Origin of the sequence: Burkholderia sp. 9775_39 (assembly GCF_015712225.1) — a bacterium.
Lineage (GTDB): Bacteria > Pseudomonadota > Gammaproteobacteria > Burkholderiales > Burkholderiaceae > Burkholderia > Burkholderia cenocepacia.
On sequence record NZ_JACCQC010000002.1, the window covers coordinates 171,893 to 197,117 of the forward strand.

Here is a 25,225-nt window from a genome sequence, read left to right on the forward strand (position 1 = left end):
CAGAGGTTTGCGAAACGACAAAAAACGTAACGGAGCCCGAAAACCTGATATATGCGCGGCCAAATAGGTGAAAATAGCGGCCGCTGCGCGCTTTCGGGGCGCGTGCAGTTTCAAACCGGCCGGCAGTTTCGATTGCCGGCCCTTGTCAACTGATTATCGAAAGGTTCTGACTCCATGAAGAAACTCCTGATCGCTACCGCCATCGGCGCCTTGTCCGCCACGATGCTGGTGTCGGCTCCGAGCGCGTTTGCCCAGGGTACGGCCACCACCGCGAAGAAGGCCACGGCCAAGCGCCCGGCGCCGGCCAAGCGCATCATCCCGCGCAGCAAGAAGGCGCAGGCACGCGCGGCGGCCAAGGTCGATCCGGTACCGGACGGCGCGGTCAAGTGGTCCTGTAAGGAAGGTCTGTCGTTCGACCTCGCCGGCGACATGAAGCGCGACCAGGTCGTCACGGTTCACTGGGCGAAGAAGAACTACAAGCTGCCGCGTCAGACCACGACGACGGGCGCCGACACGTTCTACGATCCGGCAGCGGGCTTCAAGCTGGTCGTGATCCCGACCAAGGCGATGCTGTTCTCCGACGCGAACGGCGGCGAGCGCCTCGCGGACGAATGCGTGACGCCGGAAATGGCGCAAGGCACGGCAGCACCGACGCAGTCGAACGAGCTGAAGCCGGCCACGAACTAAGCGCGTTTTTCCGCTCCCGGCCCCTCGATGTCCGCCCCGGTCTCCAACGTCCGCCCTGCTCCGGATACGGTACTCGTCGATATCGTCGACTACGTGCTGAACACCGGTATCGACAGCGCGCTCGCGCTGGAGACGGCGCGTCATTGCCTGATCGACACGCTCGGATGCGGACTCGAGGCGCTGTCCTACCCTGCCTGCACCAAGCTGCTCGGCCCCGTCGTGCCCGGCACGATCGTGCCGAACGGTGCGAAGGTGCCCGGCACGTCCTTCCAGCTCGATCCCGTCCAGGCCGCGTTCGGCATCGGCGCGATGATCCGCTGGCTGGACTTCAACGACACCTGGCTCGCCGCCGAATGGGGTCATCCGTCCGACAACCTCGGCGGGATCCTGGCGACGGCCGACTGGCTCTCCCGCACGGCCCGCGCGGCCGGCCGGAAGCCGCTCCCGATGCGCGACGTGCTGGTCGCGATGATTCAGGCCCACGAGATCCAGGGCTGCCTCGCCCTCGAGAATTCGTTCAACGCGGTCGGGCTCGACCACGTGCTGCTCGTGAAGGTCGCGTCGACGGCCGTCGTCGGGCGGCTCCTCGGGCTCACGCGCGACGAGTTGATCAACGCGGTCTCCAACGCATTCGCCGACGGCCACGCGCTGCGTACCTACCGCCATGCGCCGAACACCGGTTCGCGCAAATCCTGGGCGGCCGGCGACGCGACGTCCCGCGCGGTGCGCCTCGCGCTGATCGCGAAAACGGGTGAAATGGGCTATCCGTCGGCGCTCACCGCCAAGACCTGGGGCTTCTACGACGTGCTGTTCGACGGCAAGCCGTTCCGCTTCCAGCGCCCGTACGGCACGTACGTGATGGAAAACGTGCTGTTCAAGATCGCGTTCCCCGCCGAATTCCATGCGCAGACGGCCGCCGAGGCCGCGCTGCAGCTGCACGCGCAGCTCGCCGCGGCGGGCCGCACGACCGACGACATCAGCCGGATCACGATCCGCACGCACGCGGCCGCGATCCGCATCATCGACAAGCAGGGCCCGCTCGCCAATCCGGCCGACCGCGACCACTGCATCCAGTACATGGTCGCCGTGCCGCTGCTGTTCGGCCGGCTGACCGCGGCCGACTATGAAGACGCGGCCGCGGCGGACCCGCGCATCGACGCGCTGCGCGCGAAAACCGTGTGCGTCGAGGATCCGCAGTTCACGAAGGATTACCACGATCCGGACAAGCGATCGATCGCGAATGCGTTGACGATCGCGTTCACGGACGGATCGAAGCTTGCCGAAGTGGCGGTCGAGTACCCGCTCGGCCATCGGCGGCGCCGCGCCGAAGGCGTTCCGCTGCTGGTCGAGAAGTTCAGGACCAACCTCGCCCGCCGCTTCCCGGCCAAGCAGCAACAAGCGATTCTCGACGTGTCGCTGGACCAGGCAAAGCTCGAAGCGATGCCGGTCGATGAGTACGTCGATCTGTATGTGATATAGCCGTCAGATACAGGACTCTTTGTTTCCTAGCCTTAAACCCAGGAAAATCACCATGGCCCACAATCTCCACAAGACCCTCAAGGAATTCGACAGCGGTTCCGGCAAAGGCAAGTTCTACTCGCTGCCGCAGCTCGGCAAGGAACTGAAGACGAAGATCGAACGCCTGCCGGTGTCGATCCGCATCGTGCTCGAGTCCGTGCTGCGCAACTACGACGGCAAGAAAATCACCGAAGAGCACATCGAGCAGCTCGCGAACTGGAAGCCGACCGCGAAGCGCGTCGACGAGATTCCGTTCGTCGTGTCGCGCGTCGTGCTGCAGGATTTCACGGGCGTGCCGCTGCTCGCCGACATCGCGGCCATGCGCGGCGTCGCCGAACGCACGGGCAAGAACCCGAAGAAGATCGAGCCGCTGGTCCCGGTCGATCTCGTCGTCGACCACTCGGTCCAGATCGACTACTTCCGCCAGAAGGACGCGCTCGACCTGAACATGAAGCTGGAATTCCAGCGCAACAACGAGCGCTACCAGTTCATGAAGTGGGGCATGCAGGCGTTCGACACGTTCAAGGTCGTGCCGCCGGGCGTGGGCATCGTCCACCAGGTGAACCTCGAATACCTCGCGCGCGGCGTGCACAAGAAGGCCGACGGCGCCGACACCGTGTACTACCCGGACACCCTCGTCGGCACGGACAGCCACACGACGATGATCAACGGCATCGGCGTGGTCGGCTGGGGCGTGGGCGGCATCGAGGCGGAAGCCGGCATGCTCGGCCAGCCGGTGTACTTCCTGACGCCGGACGTCGTCGGCGTCGAGCTGAAGGGCAAGCTGCGCGAAGGCGTGACGGCCACCGACCTGGTGCTGACGATCACCGAGATGCTGCGCAAGGAGAAGGTCGTCGGCAAGTTCGTCGAATTCTTCGGCGAAGGCACGAAGTCGCTCTCGCTGCCGGACCGCGCGACGATCGGCAACATGGCGCCGGAATACGGCGCGACGATGGGCTTCTTCCCGGTCGACGAAAAGACGATCGACTATTTCGAAGGCACCGGCCGCACGAAGGCCGAGATCGCCGCGTTCGAAAACTACTTCAAGGCGCAGAAGCTGTTCGGCATTCCGAAGGCCGGCGACATCGACTACACGAAGACGGTGACGCTCGACCTCGCGACGGTCGCCCCGTCGCTGGCCGGCCCGAAGCGCCCGCAGGACCGCATCGAGATCGGCCACGTCAAGTCGACGTTCACCGACCTGTTCTCGAAGCCAGTCGCGGAGAACGGCTTCGCGAAGAAGGCGGAAGACCTGAACACCCAGTACACGACGAGCAACGGCGTCGACGTGAAGAACGGCGACGTGCTGATCGCCGCGATCACGTCGTGCACGAACACGTCGAACCCGAGCGTGCTGCTGGCCGCCGGCCTGCTCGCGAAGAAGGCGGTCGAGGCCGGCCTCACGGTCGACCCGAAGATCAAGACCTCGCTCGCGCCGGGATCGCGCATCGTCACCGAGTACCTGACGAAGACGGGCCTGCTGCCCTATCTGTCGAAGCTCGGCTTCGAAGTCGCGGCCTACGGCTGCACGACCTGTATCGGCAACGCGGGCGACCTGACGCCGGAACTGAACGAAGCGATCACGAAGAACGACATCGTCGCGGCGGCAGTGCTGTCGGGCAACCGTAACTTCGAAGCACGTATCCACCCGAATATCCGCGCGAACTTCCTCGCGTCGCCGCCGCTCGTCGTCGCGTACGCGATCGCCGGCAACATCACGCGCGACCTGATGACCGAGCCGGTCGGCAAGGGCAAGGGCGGCCGCGACATCTACCTCGGCGACATCTGGCCGACGAGCGACGAAATCCACGCGCTGCTCAAGTTCGCGCTCGACCCGAAGAAGTTCGAGGACAACTACTCGAAGCTGACCAAGAAGGGCGACCTCTGGAGCAAGATCGAGGGTGAGACGGGAGAGGTCTACGACTGGCCGAAGTCGACGTATATCGCCGAGCCGCCGTTCTTCGGCAACGACTTCTCGATGGAGCCGGCTGCATCGATCCCGACGGTCAAGGGCGCGCGCGCCCTGGGCATCTTCGGCGACTCGGTCACGACCGACCACATCAGCCCGGCAGGCTCGATCAAGGAAGACTCGCCGGCCGGCAAGTGGCTGAAGGAAAACGGCGTGCAGAAGGCCGACTTCAACAGCTACGGCTCGCGCCGCGGCAACCACGACGTGATGATGCGCGGCACGTTCGCGAACGTCCGGATCAAGAACCTGATGATCCCGGCGAAGGCAGACGGTACGCGCGTCGAAGGCGGCCTGACGATCCACCAGCCGAGCGGCGAACAGCAGTCGATCTACGACGCGGCCATGCAATACGTGGCCGCCGGCACGCCGACCGTCGTGTTCGCGGGCGAAGAGTACGGCACGGGCTCGTCGCGCGACTGGGCCGCGAAGGGCACGCAACTGCTCGGCGTGAAGGCCGTGATCGCACGCAGCTTCGAGCGGATCCACCGCTCGAACCTGGTCGGCATGGGCGTGCTGCCGCTGCAGTTCAAGGGCTCGGACAGCGTCCAGTCGCTCGGCATCACCGGTGAAGAGACGTACGACATCGAAGGCCTCGGCGACGACTTCAAGCCGCAGCAGGACGTCACGCTCGTGATCCATCGCAAGAACGGCGAAACGCAGCGCGTGCCGGTGCTGCTGCGCATCGATACGCCGATCGAAGTCGACTACTACAAGCACGGCGGGATTCTGCCGTTCGTGCTGCGCTCGCTGCTCGCGGCGTAAGCGCGCGGCCGTTGCAGGTGCCGCAGCCGCCTCGCGGCGGTTGCGGCCGATTTGGATGCCCGACCTCGTGTCGGGCTTTTTTTCGTGCACCGGTCGGTGTACGGCCGGCGCAGCGCCGATCGCACGGCGGCGGCCCGCTTTCGCGCGACGTCACCCGCCGGTATCCGGCTCGCGCGTCACGCCGCCTTGCTGCTTCGCACCTTCGCGCCCGCGGAGGAACCCGATCGCGCGTTCTTCTTCAGATGCGTGCGGTTGTATTCGATCGCCGCGCGCACGAGGTTCTTCAATGCCCGCTTGTCGATCCTGTCGCCTTCGAAGAAATCGATCGCCCGCCGCGCATTGCCGTCGAGACCGTCGTTGAACAGCTGGTCGGGATCGGGCAGTTTCGCGCCGTGCATGAAAGTCAGCTTCACCTTGCCCTTGTGCGCGTTCGCCACTGCGATCATCCCGTTGCACGACCATACGGGGCTGCCCATCCATTTCCATTCCTCGACGATGCCCGCTTGCGCGTCGAGGATCGTCTGGCGCAGGTCCGCGAAAGTCTTGCCGCGCCAGTCGGCGATGCCGGCGATCAGCGCGTCGATGCGCGCCGACGGCGTGAGATCGGTTGTACTCATGCGCGGGCCTCCGTGCCTTCATCGGGATCGGGACGCGCCAGCACCTGTTCGAGCGACGCGAAGAACTGCGCCCACCCGTGCTGCGCACCGCGGTACGCCTGCTCCTGGTCCGTGCGGAAGCCGGCCTGCTCCATCCGCAACAGCGTGCCGCGCGGCGTCGGCGTGAGCGTCCACGTCACGACGCTTTCGAGGCCATAGGCGGCCCATGTATAGGACAGCACGCGCTGCGGCTCGATCGTCAGGACCGTGCAGTCGACCGAGCCCCAGTCCGCGCGAAAGGTGAATGCACGGCCCGCGACGGGCTCGAAGTCGCTCTGCATCAGCCACGCCGCGATCAGGTGCGGTTGCGTGAGCGCGCGCCAGATCTTCTCCGGCGGATGCGGCAGCTCCCGGTCGACGACGACGGAGCGCGTTTCGGTAGAAGCTTGGTTCATTACTGATCCATCCTTTTGAGCAGATCTTCAAGGGCATCGAACCGGCGCTGCCAGAAGCCCGCCATCTGGCTCGTCCAGTCGATCAACGGGGCCAGCGCCTGCGGCTGCGCGCTGTAGTGCGTCTGCCGGCCTTCGTGACGGTCGTTCACGAGCCCGGCCTGCTTCAGTACGCCAAGGTGCTTCGACACGGCCGGCTGCGACACGCCCGCATGGGCGGTCAGCGCGGCAACCGTCAGCTCGCCCTCCGCGCAGAGCCGCTCGAACAGCGCGCGGCGCGTGGGATCGGCGAGTGTCCGGAACAGCGTGTCGTGGGTGTTCTGCATGTCTGGCACAATTCATAACTCGATGGTTATGGATTGAAGGATATCTGCTGATCGCCGTACGTCAAGGCGGGATTTCGCGAACGACATCGTTCGATCCCGCGCCACGGGTGCGTGCGTCGCACTGGCTCGAGTCGACACCCGATTCGAGCATTTCCTCTAATCCGCGATTGCGACGCGCGATCCGAAAGCAGCCTGCAAGACTGGCCGCTGGGCTGTTCCACAGTTCGGGAAACGTTTGGCTTCGGCCTGCCCCGTTCTTGTGCCTGCACGAAGCCGTTCCTGACGAGTCGCTTCCAATGACCACATAGTGCGATACGGCGTGCGGCCATTGACACGCACACGCCACGCAACCGCGCGGCGCGCCCTTCCAGGCTCGCGCACATTCCGATGCTGCAACGAACGACGCGTGCGTGTGAGCGACGCGCGTGGCCGCGCCGTCGTGCCGCGAACCGGTTCCGCCCACGGCGCCCGCCATTGCCAGCGTGAACGACGCCGCGCGCGCACTCATGCGCCCCGTTGTCAGAACTGACAGCTATGGAAACTGGCAGCTACCCGAACGGCACCGAGGCCCTACGCTCGTCACCGCTCGCGGCCCCACAAGGGCCGGGGGTTCCAGTAACGTCGCCTCTCCTAAAAAAGGACTCCCGATGAAAAGGAACGCCTGGTTTGCCCTTCCCCTTCCGTCGCCCCGCCGCCTGGCGTGCGTGGCACCGCTCGTGTTCGCCGCCGCTGCGGCGCATGCGACGACGGATTGGGTCGATACCCATACGAAGGCCTTTCTGACCGGCCCGCAGTTGATGGCGCGCAGTGCGGCGCCGTCGCTCGAACTGGCAGCCGGTGAAACGACCAACGTCGTCGTCAGCCTGAAGCTGCGCAACGCCGCGCAGCTCAAGCAACTGGCGCGCGACGTGAACCGGCCCGGCAGCGCGCATTACCGCCAGTACCTGACGCACGAGCAATTCCTCGCGAACTACGCGCCGACCGACGCGCAGGTGAAGTCGGTCGTCGACTATCTGCACAAGAGCGGCTTCACGAATGTCGAGGTCGCGCCGAACCGGCTGCTGGTCTCCGCCAGCGGCACGGCCGGCACGGTGAAGGCTGCGTTCAACACGTCGCTCGTGCACTTCGAGTACGCGGGCCGCTCGGGCTTCGCCAACACGTCGACCGCGCAGGTGCCGCGCGCACTCGGCGACGTCGTCGGCTCGGTGCTCGGGCTGCAAAGTGTCGCGCGTGCGCGGCCGATGCTGCGCATCGGCAACGTCGCGAAGCCGCAGGCACTCGCCGCCGGCACGGCCACCGGCCACTATCCGAAGGAATTCCCGGGCCTCTACAACGCGACCGGCGTGCCGACCGCGGCCGGCGTGACGGTCGGCATCATCACGATCGGCGGCGTGTCGCAGACGCTGCAGGACCTGAAGCAGTTCACGTCGAGCAACGGCTACGGCACGGTCTCCACGCAGACCGTCAAGACCAACGGCACGGGCGGCAGCTACAGCGACGACCAGGACGGCCAGGGCGAATGGGATCTCGACAGCCAGTCGATCGTCGGCTCGGCCGGCGGCCAGGTCGGCAAGCTGGTGTTCTACATGGCGGACCTCAACGCCGCCGGCAACACGGGCCTCACGCAGGCATTCAACCGCGCGGTGTCGGACAACACCGCGAAGGTGATCAACGTGTCGCTCGGCTGGTGCGAAACCGATGCAAACGCGGACGGCACGCTCGACGCCGAGGAACAGATCTTCACGACAGCCGCCGCGCAGGGGCAGACCTTCTCGGTATCGTCGGGCGACGAAGGCGTGTACGAGTGCAACAACCGCGGCTATCCGGACGGCGCGAACTACACGGTGTCGTGGCCGGCTTCGTCGCCGCACGTGCTCGCGATCGGCGGCACGACGCTCTACACGACGTCGGCCGGTGCGTTCTCGAACGAGACGGTGTGGAACGAAGGGCTCGATTCGAACGGCAAGCTGTGGGCGACGGGCGGCGGCGTCAGCACGATCCTGCCCGCGCCGTCGTGGCAGTCGGGCAGCAATCGCCAGTTGCCGGACGTCTCGTTCGACGCCGCGCAGAGCACGGGCGCGTACATCTACAACTACGGCCAGTTGCAGCAGATCGGCGGCACGAGCCTCGCCGCCCCGATCTTCACGGGCTTCTGGGCCCGCCTGCTCGCGGCGAACGGGACCGGCCTCGGCTTCCCGGCCGGCAACTTCTATGCGGACATTCCGTCGCATCCGTCGCTCGTGCGCTATGACGTCACGTCGGGCAACAACGGCTATCAGGGGTATGGCTACAAGGCCGGCGCCGGCTGGGATCTGACGACCGGCTTCGGCAGCCTGAACATCGCGAACCTCAACCAGCTGATCAAGTCGGGCGGGTTCTGAGCGAAGCGTGAAGACCGGCGCGCGGCGAGGGCTGCCGTGCGCCGGTTGTGACCGCCCCGCCCCCTACTCCGTCGCCGACTCCTTCACGCGCTCCGACACGACCGGTGCGCCGGCCCGATGCGCCGGCGCGAACAGCCGCAGCCCGCTCGCGACGCTCGCCGCGCCCGCGAAACCCGCGCCGAGCATCAACGCAAGCGTCGGCCCGTGACGGCCCGCAATGCCGAACGACAGCGCGACCAGCGCCGCACCCGTCGCCTGCCCGATCAGCCGCGCGGTCGCGATGATCCCGCTCGCGCCGCCGCTGCGCTCGGGCGGCGCGCTCGACATCAGCGCCTTCAGGTTCGGCGACTGGAAGAAGCCGAAGCCCGCGCCGCAGAGCATCATCCGCCAGCCGATGTCGACGACGCCCGGCGATACCGGCAGCGCGGCGAGCGACACCATGCCCGCGCTCAGCAACGCCAGGCCGATCGCGCCGAGCAGCCCGGGCGGATAACGATCCGACAGCCGCCCCGCGATCGGCGCGGCGAGCGCGACGATCGCCGACCATGGCGTCATCAGGAACCCCGTTTCGACCGCGCTGCGATGCAGGACGGTTTCGAAATAGAACGGCAACGACACGAACGCGAGGCCCTGCGCGGCGAACGCGCAGACGGCCGTCAGCGCGGACAGCGTGAACACGGGCCGGCGGAACAGGTCGACCGGCAGCATCGGCGCCGGATGCCCGGCCTGACGGCGGATCAGCAGCCAGCCGAACGCGAATGCCACCGCGGCCGCCGCGCACACGATCGAGAACGGCCCGCGCTGCGCGAATTCGCCGAGCGCGAAGATCAGCGACGCAAACGTGATCACGTTGAACAGCGCGGCGACCGGATCGAACACGTGCTTGCCGCGCGCCGTCTGCGGCAGCGACGGAATCGCCACCGCGAGTGCGAACACGCCGAGCGGTACGTTCACCGCGAACAGCCACGGCCATGCGGCTACCGACAGGATCAGCGACGCAATCGTCGGCCCCACCGCGAACGACACGCCGACGACGAGCGCGTTGAAGCCGACGCCGCGCCCGAGTCGATGCGCGGGAAACAGGCCGCGGATCAGCGCGACATTGACGCTCATGATCGCGCTCGCGCCGAAGCCCTGCACGATGCGCGCGGCCGTCAGCATCGGCAGCGTCGACGCGAGCGAACAACCGAGCGACGCCAGCGTGAACACCGCCAGCCCCGCGACATACACGCGCTTGTGACCGACGATGTCGCCGAGCGACGCGAACGGCAGCAGCGTCGCGACCATCGCGAGCTGGTACGCGTTGATGATCCACACGGACGCGGCCGGCGACGCATGCAGGTCGGTCGCGATAGCGGGCAGCGCGGTGTTCGCGATCGCGGTGTCGAGCGTCGCGAGCGCGACGGCCAGCAGCACGGCGGACATCGCGCGCCAGTTGACGGCCGGCTCGTGGGCGCCGGCGGGGGAAGCGAATTCGGACAAGATGGGCTCGGCTGACGAGCGACGCGCGGCGTCGCGGATTGAGCGGCGCGGCGACGCGCGCTCCGTGCGGCAAGAACGGAACGCGCGGCACCGCGAGCCGTATTGTTGCAGAGCCGCACCGAACGTGCAGGCGGCCGCGCCGTCAGTCAGCGAAACGAAAGATTCGGCATGCCGCGTCGAACGAGCGGCACCGATGAAGACGCAACGAACGGCGGTCTCGCCGCCTGCCGGACGGCGCGCGGCCGACCGCCGTTATTTACGACACTGCCCGCCGCGCATTGCGACCGCGCAGCCATTCGAGCGCGAGCAGCAGGCTCGTCGAGAAGATGATCAGGATCGTGGCGAGCGCGGCGATCGTCGGGCTGATGTTCTCGCGGATGCCCGTGAACATCTGGCGCGGCAGTGTCGTCTGGTCCGCGCCCGCGAGGAACAGCGTGACGACCACTTCGTCGAACGACGTGGCGAACGCGAACAGCGCGCCCGACATCACGCCCGGCGCGATCACCGGCAGCGTCACGCGGAAGAAGGTCGACACCGGGCTCGCGCCGAGCGACAGGCTCGCGCGCACGAGGTTCTGGTTGAAGCCCTGCAGCGTCGCGGCCACCGTCGTCACGACGAACGGCACGCCGAGCGCCGCGTGCGCGGCGATCAGCCCCGTGTAGGTATTCGCGAGTCCGAGCGGCGCGAAGAACAGGTACATGCCGACGCCGACCACGACGACGGGCACGATCATCGGCGACAGCAGCACGGCCATCAGCAGCCCCTTGCCGCGGAAATCGGCCTTCGTCAGGCCGATGGCCGCGAGCGTGCCGAGCACGGTCGCGACGACGGTCGCCGACGGCGCGACGATGAAGCTGTTCTTCGCGGCCATCCGCCACTCGTCCGATGCGATCAGGTTCTCGTACCAGCGCATCGAGAAACCCGGAATCGGATAGACGAGGAACGTGCTCGACGAGAACGACAGCGGCACGATCGCGAGCACCGGCAGGATCAGGTACAGCAGCGTCAGCACGACGAGCACGCGCAACGCGACGTACCACGCGCGCTCGACGAACGACATGTGCGGCGCGAACAGCGGCCTGGCGAGTTTCATGGTCGGCATCCCCTTCCCGTTTCCCTGTGCCCGGCGCTCAGCCGAGGCTCACGTTGGTGCGCGTGAAGCGCCCGTACACCGCGTACAGCACGAGCGTCGCCGCGAGCAGCAGCCCGCCGAGCGCACACGCCATGCCCCAGTTGATCGTCACGTTCGTGAAGTACGCGACGTAGTAGCTGACCATCTGGTCGTTCGGCCCGCCGAGCAGCGCGGGCGTGATGTAGTAGCCGATCGCGAGGATGAACACCAGCAGCGCGCCCGCGCCGACGCCCGGATAGGTTTGCGGCACGTACACGCGCCAGAACGCGGCGAACGGATGGCTGCCGAGCGACACGGCCGCGCGCTGGTAGGTCGGCGGGATCGACTTCATCACGCTGTAGAGCGGCAGGATCATGAACGGCAGCAGGATGTGCGTCATCGAGATGTACACGCCGACGCGGTTGAACAGCAGCGTCAGCGGATGCGAGATCAGCCCGCTGCCGATCAGCGCCGTGTTGATGAGCCCTTCGCTCTGCAGCAGCACGATCCACGCGGCGACGCGCACGAGCACCGACGTCCAGAACGGAATCAGCACGAGGATCATCACGAGGTTCGCGCGTCGTTCCGACAGCGTCGAGATCCAGTACGCGAGCGGATAGCCGAGCAGCAGCGCGAACAGCGTGACGGCGACGCCGATCACGAACGTGCGGCCGAAGATCGCGAGGTAGATTGACTGATCGGGATCGGCTTGCACGATGTGGCCGAAGCCGTCCTGCTTGTGATCGAGCGCGGCGAGCAGGTAGAACGGCGACACCTGGCTGCCGTTCTTCGCGATCGACTGCCAGTACGCGACGTCGCCCCAGCGCGCATCGACGTCGATGAATTTGGCGCGCGTCTGCGCGGGCGTCAGCGCCGCGTCATTGTCGCCCTTCAGCGGCATCGCGCGCGCCGTCTTCGCGACGAGCGAGCGATAGCCGGGAATCTCGGTGTTCAGGCGCCGCGCGAGCGCGCCCATCGCCTCGCTGTCGGCCACCTTCGTCATGTCGGCCGCGAGCGCGACATACGCGGCGTCCGCCGGCGGCGTCTTGCGGTCCCAGCCCGACAACGCGGCGACCGTGTTCGGCAACGCGGTCGCGATCTCCGGGTTCTGCACCGCGCGCGTGAGCAGCGTGCCGATCGGCACGACGAAAATCAGCAGCAGGAAAATCGCGAGCGGCGCGACCAGCAGCAGCGCCATCGTGCGCTTGCGGGCCTCGGCAACCTTCAGCTCGCGCTTGAGCGCGGCGGTCGACGGCGAGGAAGGCGCGATCGTCATCGTATTCAACTGGTCTCTCCGGCCGGACACGTTCCGGCGGCATGCCGCGCGACGCGATCGACGCGTCGCGCGGCCGGTTGCATCACGACACCCGTGAGGATGCCTGACCGGTTACTTCGTTGCCCACGCGGCGAAGCGCTGTTCGAGCTCGTCGCTGTGGTCGGTCCAGAAGCCGATGTCCTCGAGCACCGCGTTCTTGCCGTTGGCCGGCGAGTTCGGCAGATTCGCGAGCGTCTTCGCGTCGAGCGCCTTGATTGCGGCGACGTTCGCCGGGCCGTACGCGATGTGCTGCGCATACGCCTGCTGCGGCTTCGGCGTCAGCGAGTACGCGATGTACTGCTCGGCCAGCGCCTTGTTCGGCGAGCCCTTCGGAATCGCCCAGTAGTCGAGGTCGTAGATGCTGCCGTTCCACACGACCTTCAGGTTCTTGCCTTCCTTCTGCGCGGCGTCGATGCGGCCGTTGTACGCGGTCGACATCACGACGTCGCCGGCGACGAGGAACTGCGGCGGCTGCGCGCCCGCTTCCCACCACTGGATGTACGGCTTCAGCTCGTCGAGCTTCTTGAACGCGCGATCCTGGCCGGCCTTCGTGCCGAGCACCTTGTAGACGTCCTTCGTCGCGACGCCGTCGGCCATCAGCGCGAATTCGAGGTTGTAGCGCGCGCCCTTGCGCATCCCGCGCTTGCCGGGGAATTTCTTCACGTTCCAGAAATCGGCCCAGCCGGTGGGCGCCGACTTCAGCTTGTCCGCGTTGTACGACAGCGCGGTCGACCACACGAAGAAGCCGACGCCGCACACCTGCGGCGCTTCCGGGATCAGGTCGGATTTCTTCGCGATCTTCGACCAGTCGAGCTTCTCGTACAGCCCTTCGTCGCAGCCGCGGTTCAGGTCGCCCGATTCGACTTCGACCACGTCCCAGTTGACGTGCTTCGCCTCGACCATCGCCTTCACCTTCGCCTGCTCGCCGTTGTATTCGACGGCCGTGACCTTGTTGCCGGTCGCCTTCTCGAACGGCTGGTTGAACGCGACCTTCTGCGCGTCGCCGTTCGCGCCGCCGAAGTTGACGACCGTGAGCTCGGCAGCCGTGGCCGATGCGCCGAACGCGACCAGTGCCAGCGCGAGTGCCGTACGGCGCGCGGTAAAGCTTGCTCGTTTCATGATGGTTCCTCTCCTCTCGTGGTGGAAGTGGGCTTTGTTGTTGACGACGTGCTGCGGAAAAGCGGGTAAACCATGCTCACGCGAACACGCGCAGGTGTTCGGGCGAGAACGCAAGCGAGACCGGGGCGCCGGGCGAGAACGCGTCGAGCGCGCCGGTGCCGAGCGGCACCTTCACGAAGCACTCGTCCTGGCCCGGCAGTGCGCAGCGCATGCGCACGTGATCGCCGAAATAGATGAGGCTGCGCGCCTCGCCGCTCACGCAATTGGCGGCGCCGCCATTCATGCCGTTCGCGCCGTGCGCGGCGAGGCTCATGCGCTCGGGGCGGATGCACGCAACAGCGGATGCGCCCTCGGCGGCTTCGCCGATATGGCGGCCGACGAGCTTCGTGCCGTCGTCGAGCCGGAATTCGCAGAATTCGCCGTCGACGCGCGCGATGGTGCCGCGCAGCCGGTTGCTGTCGCCGATGAAGTTCGCGACGAATTCGTTGCACGGCGATTCGTACAGGCGGTCGACGGTGTCGAGCTGCTGCACGATGCCCTTGTCGAACACGGCGACGCGATCGGACATCGTCAGCGCCTCGCCCTGATCGTGCGTCACGTACACGAAGGTCACGCCGAGCTTTTCGTGCAGCGCCTTCAGTTCGTACTGCATGTGTTCACGCAACTGCTTGTCGAGCGCGCCGAGCGGCTCGTCCATCAGCACCAGCTTCGGCTCGAACACGAGCGCGCGCGCCAGCGCGATACGCTGCTGCTGGCCGCCCGACAGTTGCGCCGGATAGCGTTTCGCGAAGCGCTCCATCTGCACCATCTTCAGCGCGTGCGCGACACGCTCCGCGCGCTCGCCGGCGGGCAGCTTGCGCACCGTCAGCGGATACCCGACGTTCTGCTCGACCGTCAGGTGCGGAAACAGCGCGTAGTTCTGAAACACCATGCCGATGTTGCGCTTGTGCGGCGGCACGTTGTTCAGCAACTCGCCGTCGAGGCGGATCTCGCCGCCGGTCGGGAATTCGAAGCCGGCGAGCATCATCAGGCAGGTGGTCTTGCCCGAGCCGGACGGCCCGAGCAGCGTCAGGAATTCCCCGCGGTGGATGTCGAGGTCGAGCGATTTGACGACGAGCGTTTCGCCGTCGTAGGTCTTCCGCACGCCGCGAAAGCTGACGATCACATCATCGGACTTCATCGTGCTGTCCCCTGGTTCCGCGCCAATTGATTTTGAGATGCGAGCCACTATACGGCGCGCACGGTTCTATACTAGGGAACCATTTCAATATTCCTAGTAGGACCACTTTGGATACCGTGATCGTCGCCGACTGGCTGTCCGCCCGCATCGACCGCAGCTCGCCCGAACCGATGTACCGGCAGCTGCTGCAACTGATGCAGCAGGCCATCCTGACCGGGGAATTGGGGCCAGGGACAAAGCTGCCGAGTTCGCGCACGCTCGCGGGCGACCTGTCGATCGCGCGCAATACGGTGCTGCACGTGTACGACCAGCTGACGGCCGAAGGCTACGTGCTGACGACGACCGGCAGCGGCACCTACGTGGCCGACACGCGGCCGGACGCCGCCGCGATCCGCGTGCCGGGCGCCACGCCGCCGCCGTCAGCCGCCGACGAACTGCCGGCGCCCGACGCACAGGGCAGCCTGTCGATGCGCGGGCGGCAGTTGATCGAGCATGCGGGCGTCTCGCGGCGCCAGTGGGGTGCGTTCATGCCGGGCGTGCCGGACGTGTCGGAATTCCCGAGCCGCACGTGGAGCCGCCTGCAGGCGCGGCTGTGGAAGGAGGCCAATCCGGAGCTGCTGACCTATGCGCCGGGCGGCGGCTACCGGCCGCTGCGGCGTGCGCTCGCCGATTACCTGCGCGTCGCGCGCTCGGTCAAATGCTCGCCGGACCAGGTGATCATCACGACGGGCATCCATCAGTCGATCGATCTCGCGGTGCGGCTGCTGTCCGACATCGGCGATCGTGCGTGGGTCGAGGAACCGTGTTACTGGGGCGTGCGCAGCGTATTGCAGGCGGCCGGCCTGACGCTCGCGCCGGTGCCGGTCGACCAGGAAGGGCTCGACCCGCGCGCGAGCGACATGCAGCACCCGCCTCGGCTCGTGCTGGTCACGCCGTCGCACCAGTACCCGCTCGGGATGGTGATGAGCCTCGCGCGGCGCCGCATGCTGCTCGAATATGCGCGCCAGCACCGCTGCTGGATCATCGAGGACGACTACGACAGCGAATTCCGTTACGGCAGCCGCCCGCTCGCGTCGCTGCAGGGTCTCGACGACGGCGGCCGCGTGATCTACGTCGGCAGTCTCGGCAAGATGCTGTTCCCGGGGCTGCGGATGGGTTACATGGTCGTGCCCGAGCACCTGGTCGACACCTTCCGCACCGGGTTGTCGGAGCTGTACCGCGAAGGCCAGCTGATGCAGCAGGCCGTGCTCGCCGAATTCATCATGGACGGCCACCTCACTTCACACGTCCGACGAATGCGCACGCTGTACGGCGAGCGCCGGCAACTGATGATCGACGCGATCCGGGCGCGCTTCGGCGAGGCGCTGCCCGTGATGGGCGACGAGGCCGGCCTGCATCTGGTGCTCGGCCTGCCCGATGCGTGCGACGATCGCGCGGTCACGCAGAGCGCGTTCGACGCCGGCGTGATCGTGCGCCCGCTGACCAGCTACTACAGCAACCTCGACACCGCGCGGCAGGGCCTGCTGCTCGGCTATGCATGCGTCGCGCACGAAGGCATCCGGCCCGCGTTCGATACGCTCGCCGATACCATCGAGCAACATCTGCCGCGAGACATCACGCGCGCGGCATGAAGCCCGCCACACGCGGCGACACCCGGGTCAATGCGCGCTGCCCGCGCCGCGATCGAGCGACGCCGCGCGTACGGCTTCGCCGGGCTTCGTGAACACGCGCTGCCGCAGTGCGGCAATCTGTGCGTCGCGGTCCTGCGGCGACAGGCCGGCCGACTCGATCTGCGTACGCTGCGCCGCATAATCCGCGTAACGGCTCTGCCACGACGCATCGTCCTGCTGCATCTGCGCGACGCGCGCCGCCGCCTCGGGCCCGAGCGTCTGCGTCAGTTGCGCGCGCATCGCATCGGGCGTCGCGCCGCTCTTCCGCAATTGCGCGATCTGGTCGATCGCCGCGCGCTGCCGGTCCACCCGCTGCTGCGCCTCGCGTTCGTCGGCCGGCATCTGCTGCTCGAGCGCCGCGAGCCGTTCGGCCTTCTGCGCATCGGTCAATGAGCGGTCCTGAGTGATCTTCAAGCGTGCGAGGTCATAGCGCTGCCGCCACTGCTCCGCGCCGAAGAACGGCTGGCTCCAGTCGCCGAGCGTGCGGTACGCGATCGACGCCCGCTGATCGAGCGCGAGCTGCAACACGCCGGGATCGGACTTGTCGACCGCACCGGCGTCGCGCAATGTCGCGAGCGCATCGAGATACGCGCGATACCGATGCCACACGTCGAGCGCCTCCGCCTGTGCGACCGTGCCGTCGAGCTGCGCGGCGATCTCGCGAACGACGAACGCATCGAGCGCGGCCGCGCTCAGGTCGCTCCGCGCGGTCAGGCAATAGTCGAAGAAATCGCGCACCGTGCGCGACTTCGCGAGATGGCCGCCTGCATCGAGCGGCAACCGCGGCGCACTGGAACCGGCGAGCGACGGCGGCACGCCCGCACTCGCCGGCACCGCGGCCTGCGATGCGGCGACCGCCACGCCGCCCACCGCGGCCGCCTCCGGCGCATCACCCGCTGCGCCCGTGCCGCGATGCGATCCCGCACCGCTCCACATCGCGACGCCGGCGACTGCCGCGAGCCCCACGCCCCCGTAGATCGCAGCGCGCCGCACGAGCGGCGCGCGCCCTTCACGTGCCGCCATCGATCACACGCCCGCGAGCTTCAGCCGGTTCGCATGCGTGCGGATCACCGCGACCGGGTCTTCCGCATACGCGCCGCGCACGCCGAGCAGCTGGTTGATCTCGTCGATATGGTTCCACTTGTAGCGCGTGCTCAGCACCTTGCCGTACAGCGCGCTGCACTTCGACACGAGCCCGTCGTTCTCGCCCGAACCGCGGTTGATCATCACCGTGCCCGTGCCGAACAGCGCGAGCGTCGACAGGTCGAGCACGTTCGCCGGATCGACGACCGGAACGGTGCTCGTATCCGTCGCCCCCGTCACGCCGAACAGCGACAGCGTCGGCTGGATCGCCGTGCCGGCCCACGAATACAGCAGATGCGTGTTGCCGCCGACGGTTTCCGTCGGCGCGCCGGTCTGGCAACTGCCGGGAGCGCCGAGGCCCGCGCTCGGATAGTTCTGGTTGTAGGTGGCGGCCTGCGCGGTCGTCAGCGTCTTCAGCGACGCAAGTGCGTCCTGGTTCGTGTTGTGGCTGCTGCTCGTCAGGATTCCGAATACATTGACGAACGCGGCGATCACCGTCGACGACAGTCCGGTCGGATCGTATGCGAGCACGTCCTGCACGAAGTCGGCGAACTCGGAGCCGCGATGCGGCGTGCCGATCGTCGTCACCGACGCGACGAGATCGGGCGCGACGGCCGCGACATAGCGCGACGTCAGCCCGCCCTGGCTGTGACCGACGAGATTGACCTTGGTCGCGCCGGTCGCGGCGAGCACCGTCTTCACGTAAGCCAGCAGCTGTTCGCCGCGCCCGTTCGGGCCGTCGTCGCTCTGGAAGCCCGACAGGTTCGCGACGTAGACGGTCGCGCCATGCTGTTGCAGGTCTTCCTGGATGCCGTACCAGTAATCGAGTACGCCCGCGTACTTGTCGGTGCCGGTCAACCCGTGCACGAGAATGATCGGATAGCGCGTCGTCGCATAGTCGTCGGCGGGCGCGGTTGCCGCCATCGCCGCGTGCGTCGTCGCGAGCGTCGTCAGCGCGGCCGTCCCCGCGAACGGCGCGACGCTCATCGCGCATGCCACTGCCCCTGCCATTACCCTGGAACGCATCGATTTGGCCATGCATGTTCTCCTGATTATTGTGCTGCCGGTGCGAATGACACCGGATCGACACGCACGCCGCCTCGCACGGACCTCGTGTGTCGAATGCGGGAGTGAAGCACGACTCGCGAACGTTTGCGCCCCGACTAGATACGGTTCTCTAATCGGTTGACGCGCCCCGCCCGTTCGGGCGGGGCGGCGTGCAGGCACGCGCATGCTGCGGCGCACACGCGCGTGGCGCGCTACAGCTTCGCGCTCACGCGTACCCACGCGGTACGCCCCGGCTCCATCACCGGCGCATTCGCCGGATAGCCGAAACCCGCGTTGCCGGCAAGGTTCAAATGCTCGGTGTAGGCCTTGTTCAGCACGTTGTCGACCCCCACCGAAATCTGCACGGTCTTGCTGACGTTGTACTGCGTATGCAGCGACAACACGCCGAATCCGGCGCTCGGGCCGAAGTCCTTGCCGACCACGTTGCCCTCGTTCAGCGCATAGCGATGCTGCGACGCAACGATGCGCCACAGGCCGCCCGCCGACCAGGCGCCGCGCGTGTATTCGAGCCCGATGCGCGCCTCCAGCGGCGGCATCTGCGGCAGCGGATCGCCGCTCGCCACGTTGCGCCCCCACGCATACGCGAGCGACGTCTCGACGCGCAGCGGCGCGACCGGCCGCCACGACACGCCGGCCTCGCCACCCATGATCTGCGCGTTGACGTTGGTCGCCTGCGTGGTCGGACCCATCATGCCGGTCGCATAGTCGAACAGGATGAAGTCCTGGACGTAGCCCGCGTACGCCGACACCCATGCATCGAACCGGTCGCTCTTGTATTGCGCGCCGATATCGAGCTGCGTGGTCTTCTCCGGCCGCACCGCCGAGAACGCGTTGACCGACCCGGTCGGCCCGCGCGTCGCGGAGAACAGTTCCCAGTAGTCCGGATAACGCTCCGCGTGGCCGATCCCCGCGTACCACGTGACGGGCAGCGACGCGAGATCGCGCTCGTAGCGCACGAAGCCGCTCGGCAGCACCTTCGTCCGATCGTCGTCGAACGTCGGATTCGGCTTGCTCATCATCATGCCGCGCTTCATCGCGCGCTTGTCGCGTGCGCTCGCATAGTCGACGCGCGCGCCGCCGATCACGCGCGATACGTCGCTCGCATACCACGTCAGCTCGCTGAACACGCCCGCATTCCACATGGTCGCCTGCGCATCCCACGGCTGGTCGCGGTAGTTCTGCTGCCCCATCGACGAGCGCGAATCGAGCCGGTTCGATTGCGCATCGACGCCCGTGACGAGCTTGAAGTCGTCGCCGAAGCGGAACGTCGCGGCCGCACGCGCGCCCACCGTGCGGCGCCGCACGTCCGCGGCCATCCGCATCGGCATGCTGCTCGCGGGGTCGGGCTGCCGCAACGTGTAGTTGTCCATCACGTGATCGGCTTCGTTGTAGTACACGCGCGCCTCGATCCGGTCGAGCACGTCGCCGAGATGCCGCTTGTCGAACGACAGGCCGAACGTCTCGCGGCGGAAATGCGCGCCGTCCATCCCGCGGCCCGCATAGCGTGCGTAGCCGTCGCCGGTGCCGGCGGTCAGCTCGACGCGCGTATGGTCGTCGGGCGTCCAGCCGAGCGCCGCATCGGCGTTCCACTTGTCCCACTGCGACGGCACGGTGTTGCCGTTGCCGTCCTGGTAGTCCTGCGAATGCGCGTGGTTCGCGGTCACGCGGCCATAGACGTCCGGCGTGCCGGCGGTGAGGTCGATGTTCTGGTCGTTGCGGCCGAACGATCCGCCGACCAGGCTGCCCTCGAAGCGCATGCCGGGGCGCTCGAAACGCGGCGTCACACGCTCGAACAGCACGGTGCCGGCCGATGCGCCGGGACCGTACAGCACGGTCTGCGGCCCCTTCACGACCGTCACCTTGTCATAGCTTTCCGGTGCGATGTACGACGTCGGCGCGTCCATCCGGTTCGGGCACGCGCCGAGCGTCGGCATCCCGTTCGCCAGGATGTTCAACCGCGAACCGAACATCCCGCGCAGCACGGGATCGCCGTTCGTGCCACCGCTGCGGATCGACGTGAAGCCGGGGATCGTCTTCAGGTAGTCGGCGCCGTCGCTGGCGGGCAGCGGCTGGCGCGGCGCCTTCGGATCGGTGACGACGACGAGCGGCGTCGACAGCGGCGCCGCGACGACTTCGACGGGCGGCAACAGCATCGCGGCGTCGTTCGCCGTCGCGCCGGCCGCAGGCGCCGTTTCGGCCGCGGCGGCGCTCGCGGCCAGCGCGCCGACAGCCAGCGCGGGAACGGTGAGTTTCAGCATGCGCGGCAAGGGCCGCGCACGGGCATTGCGTGACGCCCGTGGCGCACGCAACTGGAAATTGGTCATGATCGAAAGCCCGAGTGACGCCCTCCACGCGGCCTCGACGGGCCGCACGGATATCGGCGGAATGAGAAACGGCGGGAAACGCGTCAGGCGCGCTCGGGCGGTGCGCGCGGATAGGCGCGCGGATAGCGGTCGCTGCGCGCCGCGACGGCAGGCGGCGCGGCGACGGAAACGGAAACGACGGGAACGGCGCCGACCGACGCGGCGGCAGGCGCGCCGATGGCCGGGCTATGAGCGAAGAAGCCGCAGTAGCCGCACGCGTCGAGATGCAGCGCATGATCGTGCATGCCGCCGGCAGCGGGCGCACGATGCGCGCCATGCTCGGTACTGCAGACGATCGCATCGGGCGTGGCCGCCTGCGCGATACGCCACTGCGACACCAGCGGCGCGGCGATCGCGATCCAGATCGCGAGCAGGCCAAGCCAGGCAGTCAGGTGACGATGTCGGTGCAGCATGTGCGGCGACGGGTAAGCGGAATGTAAAAACAGCCGAGATGTTACAGAATGTTCAACGCGATGACCAGTGCCGACGACGGTAAACGAACCGGGGGCGCATGGTTGTCAACACAACCATGCGCCCCCGCCTGCGATGCGCTTCGGACGCGCGATGATCAGGGCGCCATGCGCCGCAGCACGTCGTCGCGCCGGATGAAGTGATGGTAGAGCGCGGCCAGCGCATGCAGGCCGATCACGAAGTAGAACGCGTTGCCGATCAGCTCGTGCGCTTCCTTGATCGTCGGCCGCAGCGCCTTGTCGGGGCCGAACAGCGTGAACGACACGCCGAGCCAGTCGAGCGACACCGGCTTGCCGCCCATGTTGATCATCATGATGCCGAGCAGCGGCTGCGCGATGATGAATACGTAGAGCGCGAGATGCGCGAGCTTCGACAGCCAGCGCAGCAGCGTCGCCTGCGGAATCGCTTCCGGCGCGCGGCTGACCAGTCGCCACAGCACGCGCAGCACCGACAGCACGAGGACGAACGTACCGGCCGTCAGGTGCACGTTCATCCAGAACGCCCGGCTGTCGCTGCCTTTCGGTCCGCGGATCTCGATGGCCAGGTAGGCCAGCGCGACCAGCAGGAAGATGGCCCAGTGGAAGAAGATCGCGGGCGAGCTGTAGCGCGTCTGTTTCGCGAGGATGTTTTTCATGCTTCGTCTCGTGTCGTATTCGGGGAGGGGCGCCAGCTGCAGCCGGCCTGCGCCCGGCAAGGCTGTGACGATTGTAGCCGCGCGGGCGGCCGGTTTTGCACGGCGCGGTCAAATATCCGACAAATCGTCAACGCGCGCCGCGCGCGGCCGGCCTATGGAAAATCCGCATCGCGCGCCCGGGCGGCTGTGGCACGATGAAGCTTTGGTGCGACGGCGCGCGGGCATCATGAGCAAAGCGTTCTTCGTTGCAGCCTACCGGCTGATCGCCGCATTGCTCGCGGTGTCCACCACGCTGCACAGCGTCGCCGACTACTGGCGCCTGCCGAGCTTCCATCTCGGCAACTACCTCAGCTACTTCACGCAACTGAGCAGCCTCTACGCGGCTGCGATGCTGGCCGCGGGGCTGTGGCGCATCGCGCGCCCCGGCTCGGCCCGCTACGAATCGATGCGCGGCGCGGCAGTGCTGTACGTGCTGATCACCGCGATCGTCTACGAGCTGCTGCTCGCGCGGCTCGATGCGCTGCGCCACGTCACGCCGGCGTTCAACAACTGGGTACTGCACCGGATCGTGCCGCTCGTGATGCTGTGCGACTGGCTGTATGTCGAACCGCGCTCGCCGATTCCGCGCCGCAGTGCGTTCGCGTGGCTCGGCTTTCCGGTCGTCTATCTCGGCTATACGCTCGTGCGCGGCGCGGTGGAGGACTGGTATCCCTACCCGTTCGTCGATCCGCGGCCGCACGGCTACCTGCCGGTCGCGATCCAGTGTTCGCTGATCGCGCTCGGCGCGGCGGCGCTCGCACTGGGCATTCGCTGGCTCGGCAATCATGCGAGACAGTCTGGCAGCGCGACGCTTAAGGAAGGATGAAGATGGAAGCGGTTCGAACGTGTGCGCCGCCCGGCGCACACGTGGCGATACCGACGATCAGCCGCCGTTGCGCGGCAGGAAGTTCATCGGATCGACGACCTTGCCGTTCTGGCGGACTTCGAACTCGAACGTCGAACGACCGCTCGCGTCGGTGCCCATTTCGGCGACCGGCTGGCCCTGGCGCACCGCGTCGCCTTCGTTGACGAGCAGCTTGCCGTTGTGCCCGTAGGCCGTGATGAGCCCGTTGTCGTGCTTCAGGATCACGAGCGGGCCGTACGCCTTGACGCCGGAGCCGGCGTACACCACGCGCCCGTTTGCCGCGGCCCGCACCGAGTGGTCGGGCCCGGATGCGGCGATCACGACGCCGCGCGTCTTGCCGGCCGCAAACGGCGTCGCGACGACACCCGTGGCCGGCCACGCGAGCGAGCCCGGCTGGGCGGCGGCCGCGGGCGGCTGCCCGTACGCATTCGCCGCCGGCGGCGGCGCGACCCGCAGCACCTGGCCCGGCGACACGGCGTCCGTCGGCGCCATGTGGTTCCAGCTGGCCACGTCCTGCACGCGCTGCCCGTAAGCGCTCGCGATGCCCGCCAGCGTATCGCCCGGGTTCACGCGGTAATAGCCGGCAATCACACCCGGCGTCGCAGCCGACGTGGGCGCCGGCTGGCGCGTGGGTTGCCAGCTGTCGGTCCACGGCGTCATCGTGCAGCCCGTCAGCGCGATGGCCGCGGCAACGAGCGCCGCCTGCGGCAGCCAGCGCGTGAGCGTGTCGTGGATGGGAATAGTTTCTCTCAAGGGTCCTCCCGGATTTGCGTCGTCGCGCCGCCCACCGCCCCCCGGCGCGCGACGCACGATGTCCGGCCGAACGGCCGGATCAACCAGTATCCGACCGCTTTCGCGGCCGTCAGTTTCCACAGCGGAACGTCGGCGCGGATGAGCTCACCGGCCCCTTTTTCGCGTCGTCCCGACCGGCAAAGATACCATTTGTCGCGGTCAACACCCCGACAGTTGCCCGATCCGGAAACAATCTTGCGGCGTCGCACCGGCATCCCGGCGGGCCGCGCGCCGCGCCGGGCGGGCCATCCGGCCGGCGCTTGCGGGTTTCTCGCGGGCGCGGCCGCCCTCGCCCGCCGTATCGGCCCCGTCATATTCTCCGCTTCGATCGCCGCCTATACTCGGTGGTGCGCAGCGCGATCCAACGACAACGAGGAGCAAGACAATGAATAACGCGACGTTTCTCTCCGTGCAGCTCGACGCCGACGATTTCGCCGGTTCCAGCGGTCTGGTCGAATTGCTCAACCGGCACCTGTTGTTCGCGACCGACGTCGCCGAAGCGGCCGACGCGCTGGTTCAGCTGGCGAGCGTCACGCACCTGACCGGCGCCACGCGCCACAGCGTCGAGTTGCCGGTCCTCGCGATCGAACGACTGCGCGACGCGCTCGATACGCTGAGCGGTTACGACGAAACGTGGCTGCAGGTGCTGGAACCGGCCGAGGCGCTGTTCCGCGAGATCGGGGGCGGCAGACGCCCGCTGCACTGAACGCCGCCGCATTCATTGCGCGTTCCAATGAAAACACCCCGTCGTTCCGCATAGCGGTACGACGGGGTTCGTACTACAGGGGGTCAGATGCGGTCGCCAGCGCGGCCGTGCCATTAACGACCCTTGTAGACCGGTGCGCCATCCGAGATGCGCTTGACTTGCCAGCCGGTCTTGGCCGAGGCCGGCGCGCCCGATTCCTGACCAGCAGCCGGTTGCGCACCGTAGCCGGTCGTGTCGGCAGCGGCGACGTTCTGTTGCGGGTTCAGACGGGCTTCGGCGGCCTGGATGCTTTCCGGGTAGTTGGTCCGGTCGCTGCCCAGCTTGTAGCCGGCCTGTTGGAGCTGAACCAGCTCGGCCTTCACCTGGGCACGGGTGACGGGCGCGTTCTGTTGGGCGAACGAGACGGCGGGGACGGCGAGGACAGCAGCAGCAGCGAACGTTGCGATCAGCGATTTCATGATTACCTCCGGGATTTTTTTGCTCCGCCGCACACACCATGTCTGCAGCGATGGAACAGAGTTTAGTCCCGGCAGCACCTAGGGAAAACCATGAAAGAACGAAAACACTGTTTCCCCGGAGCCAACAATGCCGGCATCCGGGATAGAAAAACCCTATTCAAAGAATAGATTTTCGCAA

Annotated in this window: 22 protein-coding genes; 7 read left to right on the forward strand and 15 right to left on the reverse strand. The window is 67.3% G+C overall.

Features of this window, described 5'->3' with window-relative positions; translation table 11 throughout:
• Nucleotides 1–174 precede the first annotated feature (174 nt).
• From H0X90_RS03595 to acnA, 3 genes are read left to right on the forward strand one after another with little or no spacing between them, the layout of a single operon-like run.
• The gene (locus H0X90_RS03595) at nt 175–687 is read left to right on the forward strand and encodes a hypothetical protein (RefSeq protein WP_006487782.1); all 513 of its coding nucleotides are present in this window, start codon (nt 175–177) and stop codon (nt 685–687) included.
• A gap of 27 nt (nt 688–714) precedes the next feature.
• Nucleotides 715–2,166 (forward strand): bifunctional 2-methylcitrate dehydratase/aconitate hydratase, encoded by a 1,452-nt coding sequence (locus H0X90_RS03600; protein WP_077190764.1) that lies wholly within the window; start codon nt 715–717, stop codon nt 2,164–2,166.
• 52 nt (nt 2,167–2,218) lie between these two features.
• The gene (gene acnA, locus H0X90_RS03605; protein ID WP_006495966.1) at nt 2,219–4,936 is read left to right on the forward strand and encodes an aconitate hydratase AcnA; all 2,718 of its coding nucleotides are present in this window, start codon (nt 2,219–2,221) and stop codon (nt 4,934–4,936) included.
• Between the two features lie 176 nt (nt 4,937–5,112).
• Here the strand turns inward: acnA and H0X90_RS03610 are convergent, their stop codons facing one another.
• The 3 genes from H0X90_RS03610 to H0X90_RS03620 are packed head-to-tail and all read right to left on the reverse strand — an operon-like array spanning nt 5,113 to nt 6,310.
• Nucleotides 5,113–5,553 (reverse strand): DUF1801 domain-containing protein, encoded by a 441-nt coding sequence (locus H0X90_RS03610; RefSeq protein ID WP_006487774.1) that lies wholly within the window; start codon nt 5,551–5,553, stop codon nt 5,113–5,115.
• On the reverse strand, nt 5,550–5,987 hold the full coding sequence (locus H0X90_RS03615) for an SRPBCC domain-containing protein (RefSeq protein WP_034202609.1): 438 nt from the start codon (nt 5,985–5,987) through the stop codon (nt 5,550–5,552). The genes H0X90_RS03610 and H0X90_RS03615 overlap by 4 nt, the downstream gene beginning before the upstream one ends.
• Entirely contained in the window at nt 5,987–6,310 is a 324-nt protein-coding gene (locus H0X90_RS03620) for a helix-turn-helix transcriptional regulator (RefSeq protein WP_006493460.1), read from the reverse strand. The genes H0X90_RS03615 and H0X90_RS03620 overlap by 1 nt, the downstream gene beginning before the upstream one ends.
• A 647-nt stretch (nt 6,311–6,957) precedes the next feature.
• Between H0X90_RS03620 and H0X90_RS03625 the strand changes: the two genes are divergently transcribed.
• Nucleotides 6,958–8,691, forward strand: coding sequence for a protease pro-enzyme activation domain-containing protein (locus H0X90_RS03625; protein ID WP_077190765.1), 1,734 nt, complete (start codon nt 6,958–6,960; stop codon nt 8,689–8,691).
• 63 nt (nt 8,692–8,754) lie between these two features.
• Here the strand turns inward: H0X90_RS03625 and H0X90_RS03630 are convergent, their stop codons facing one another.
• The 5 genes from H0X90_RS03630 to H0X90_RS03650 form a co-directional block, all read right to left on the reverse strand.
• Complete coding sequence (locus H0X90_RS03630) at nt 8,755–10,173, reverse strand: MFS transporter (RefSeq protein ID WP_077190766.1); 1,419 nt, start codon at nt 10,171–10,173, stop codon at nt 8,755–8,757.
• A 256-nt stretch (nt 10,174–10,429) separates the two neighbouring features.
• Nucleotides 10,430–11,266, reverse strand: coding sequence for an ABC transporter permease (locus tag H0X90_RS03635; RefSeq protein ID WP_012493204.1), 837 nt, complete (start codon nt 11,264–11,266; stop codon nt 10,430–10,432).
• A gap of 37 nt (nt 11,267–11,303) precedes the next feature.
• Entirely contained in the window at nt 11,304–12,560 is a 1,257-nt protein-coding gene (locus tag H0X90_RS03640; RefSeq protein WP_077190767.1) for an ABC transporter permease, read from the reverse strand.
• Between the two features lie 111 nt (nt 12,561–12,671).
• Nucleotides 12,672–13,718, reverse strand: a complete 1,047-nt coding sequence (locus H0X90_RS03645) for an ABC transporter substrate-binding protein (RefSeq protein WP_077190768.1) — start codon at nt 13,716–13,718, stop codon at nt 12,672–12,674.
• Between the two features lie 76 nt (nt 13,719–13,794).
• On the reverse strand, nt 13,795–14,898 hold the full coding sequence (locus H0X90_RS03650; protein WP_012493203.1) for an ABC transporter ATP-binding protein: 1,104 nt from the start codon (nt 14,896–14,898) through the stop codon (nt 13,795–13,797).
• Nucleotides 14,899–15,005: 107 nt separating this feature from the next.
• On the opposite strand from H0X90_RS03650, the gene H0X90_RS03655 reads away from it, so the two are divergent.
• Entirely contained in the window at nt 15,006–16,529 is a 1,524-nt protein-coding gene (locus H0X90_RS03655; protein WP_006487755.1) for a PLP-dependent aminotransferase family protein, read from the forward strand.
• A gap of 27 nt (nt 16,530–16,556) precedes the next feature.
• On the opposite strand, the gene H0X90_RS03660 is transcribed toward H0X90_RS03655, so the two are convergent.
• The 5 genes from H0X90_RS03660 to H0X90_RS03680 form a co-directional block, all read right to left on the reverse strand.
• A complete protein-coding gene (locus tag H0X90_RS03660; RefSeq protein WP_077190769.1) occupies nt 16,557–17,591 on the reverse strand; it encodes a lipase secretion chaperone in 1,035 nt (344 codons plus the stop codon).
• A gap of 3 nt (nt 17,592–17,594) precedes the next feature.
• Nucleotides 17,595–18,689 (reverse strand): triacylglycerol lipase, encoded by a 1,095-nt coding sequence (locus tag H0X90_RS03665; RefSeq protein WP_062885414.1) that lies wholly within the window; start codon nt 18,687–18,689, stop codon nt 17,595–17,597.
• A 221-nt stretch (nt 18,690–18,910) separates the two neighbouring features.
• On the reverse strand, nt 18,911–21,043 hold the full coding sequence (locus H0X90_RS03670) for a TonB-dependent copper receptor (protein WP_034202614.1): 2,133 nt from the start codon (nt 21,041–21,043) through the stop codon (nt 18,911–18,913).
• An 83-nt stretch (nt 21,044–21,126) separates the two neighbouring features.
• Nucleotides 21,127–21,495, reverse strand: a complete 369-nt coding sequence (locus H0X90_RS03675; RefSeq protein ID WP_006483774.1) for a DUF2946 domain-containing protein — start codon at nt 21,493–21,495, stop codon at nt 21,127–21,129.
• Nucleotides 21,496–21,650: 155 nt separating this feature from the next.
• Complete coding sequence (locus H0X90_RS03680) at nt 21,651–22,187, reverse strand: cytochrome b (RefSeq protein ID WP_006483770.1); 537 nt, start codon at nt 22,185–22,187, stop codon at nt 21,651–21,653.
• Nucleotides 22,188–22,413: 226 nt separating this feature from the next.
• Here H0X90_RS03680 and H0X90_RS03685 point away from each other — a divergent pair, with 226 nt between their 5' ends.
• A complete protein-coding gene (locus H0X90_RS03685) occupies nt 22,414–23,052 on the forward strand; it encodes a Pr6Pr family membrane protein (RefSeq protein ID WP_012493201.1) in 639 nt (212 codons plus the stop codon).
• 57 nt (nt 23,053–23,109) lie between these two features.
• Here the strand turns inward: H0X90_RS03685 and H0X90_RS03690 are convergent, their stop codons facing one another.
• A complete protein-coding gene (locus tag H0X90_RS03690; RefSeq protein WP_006495975.1) occupies nt 23,110–23,844 on the reverse strand; it encodes a peptidoglycan DD-metalloendopeptidase family protein in 735 nt (244 codons plus the stop codon).
• A 424-nt stretch (nt 23,845–24,268) separates the two neighbouring features.
• On the opposite strand from H0X90_RS03690, the gene H0X90_RS03695 reads away from it, so the two are divergent.
• Nucleotides 24,269–24,589, forward strand: a complete 321-nt coding sequence (locus H0X90_RS03695; RefSeq protein WP_077190770.1) for a hypothetical protein — start codon at nt 24,269–24,271, stop codon at nt 24,587–24,589.
• 113 nt (nt 24,590–24,702) lie between these two features.
• Here the strand turns inward: H0X90_RS03695 and H0X90_RS03700 are convergent, their stop codons facing one another.
• A complete protein-coding gene (locus tag H0X90_RS03700; protein WP_077190771.1) occupies nt 24,703–25,047 on the reverse strand; it encodes a DUF4148 domain-containing protein in 345 nt (114 codons plus the stop codon).
• Nucleotides 25,048–25,225 lie beyond the last annotated feature (178 nt).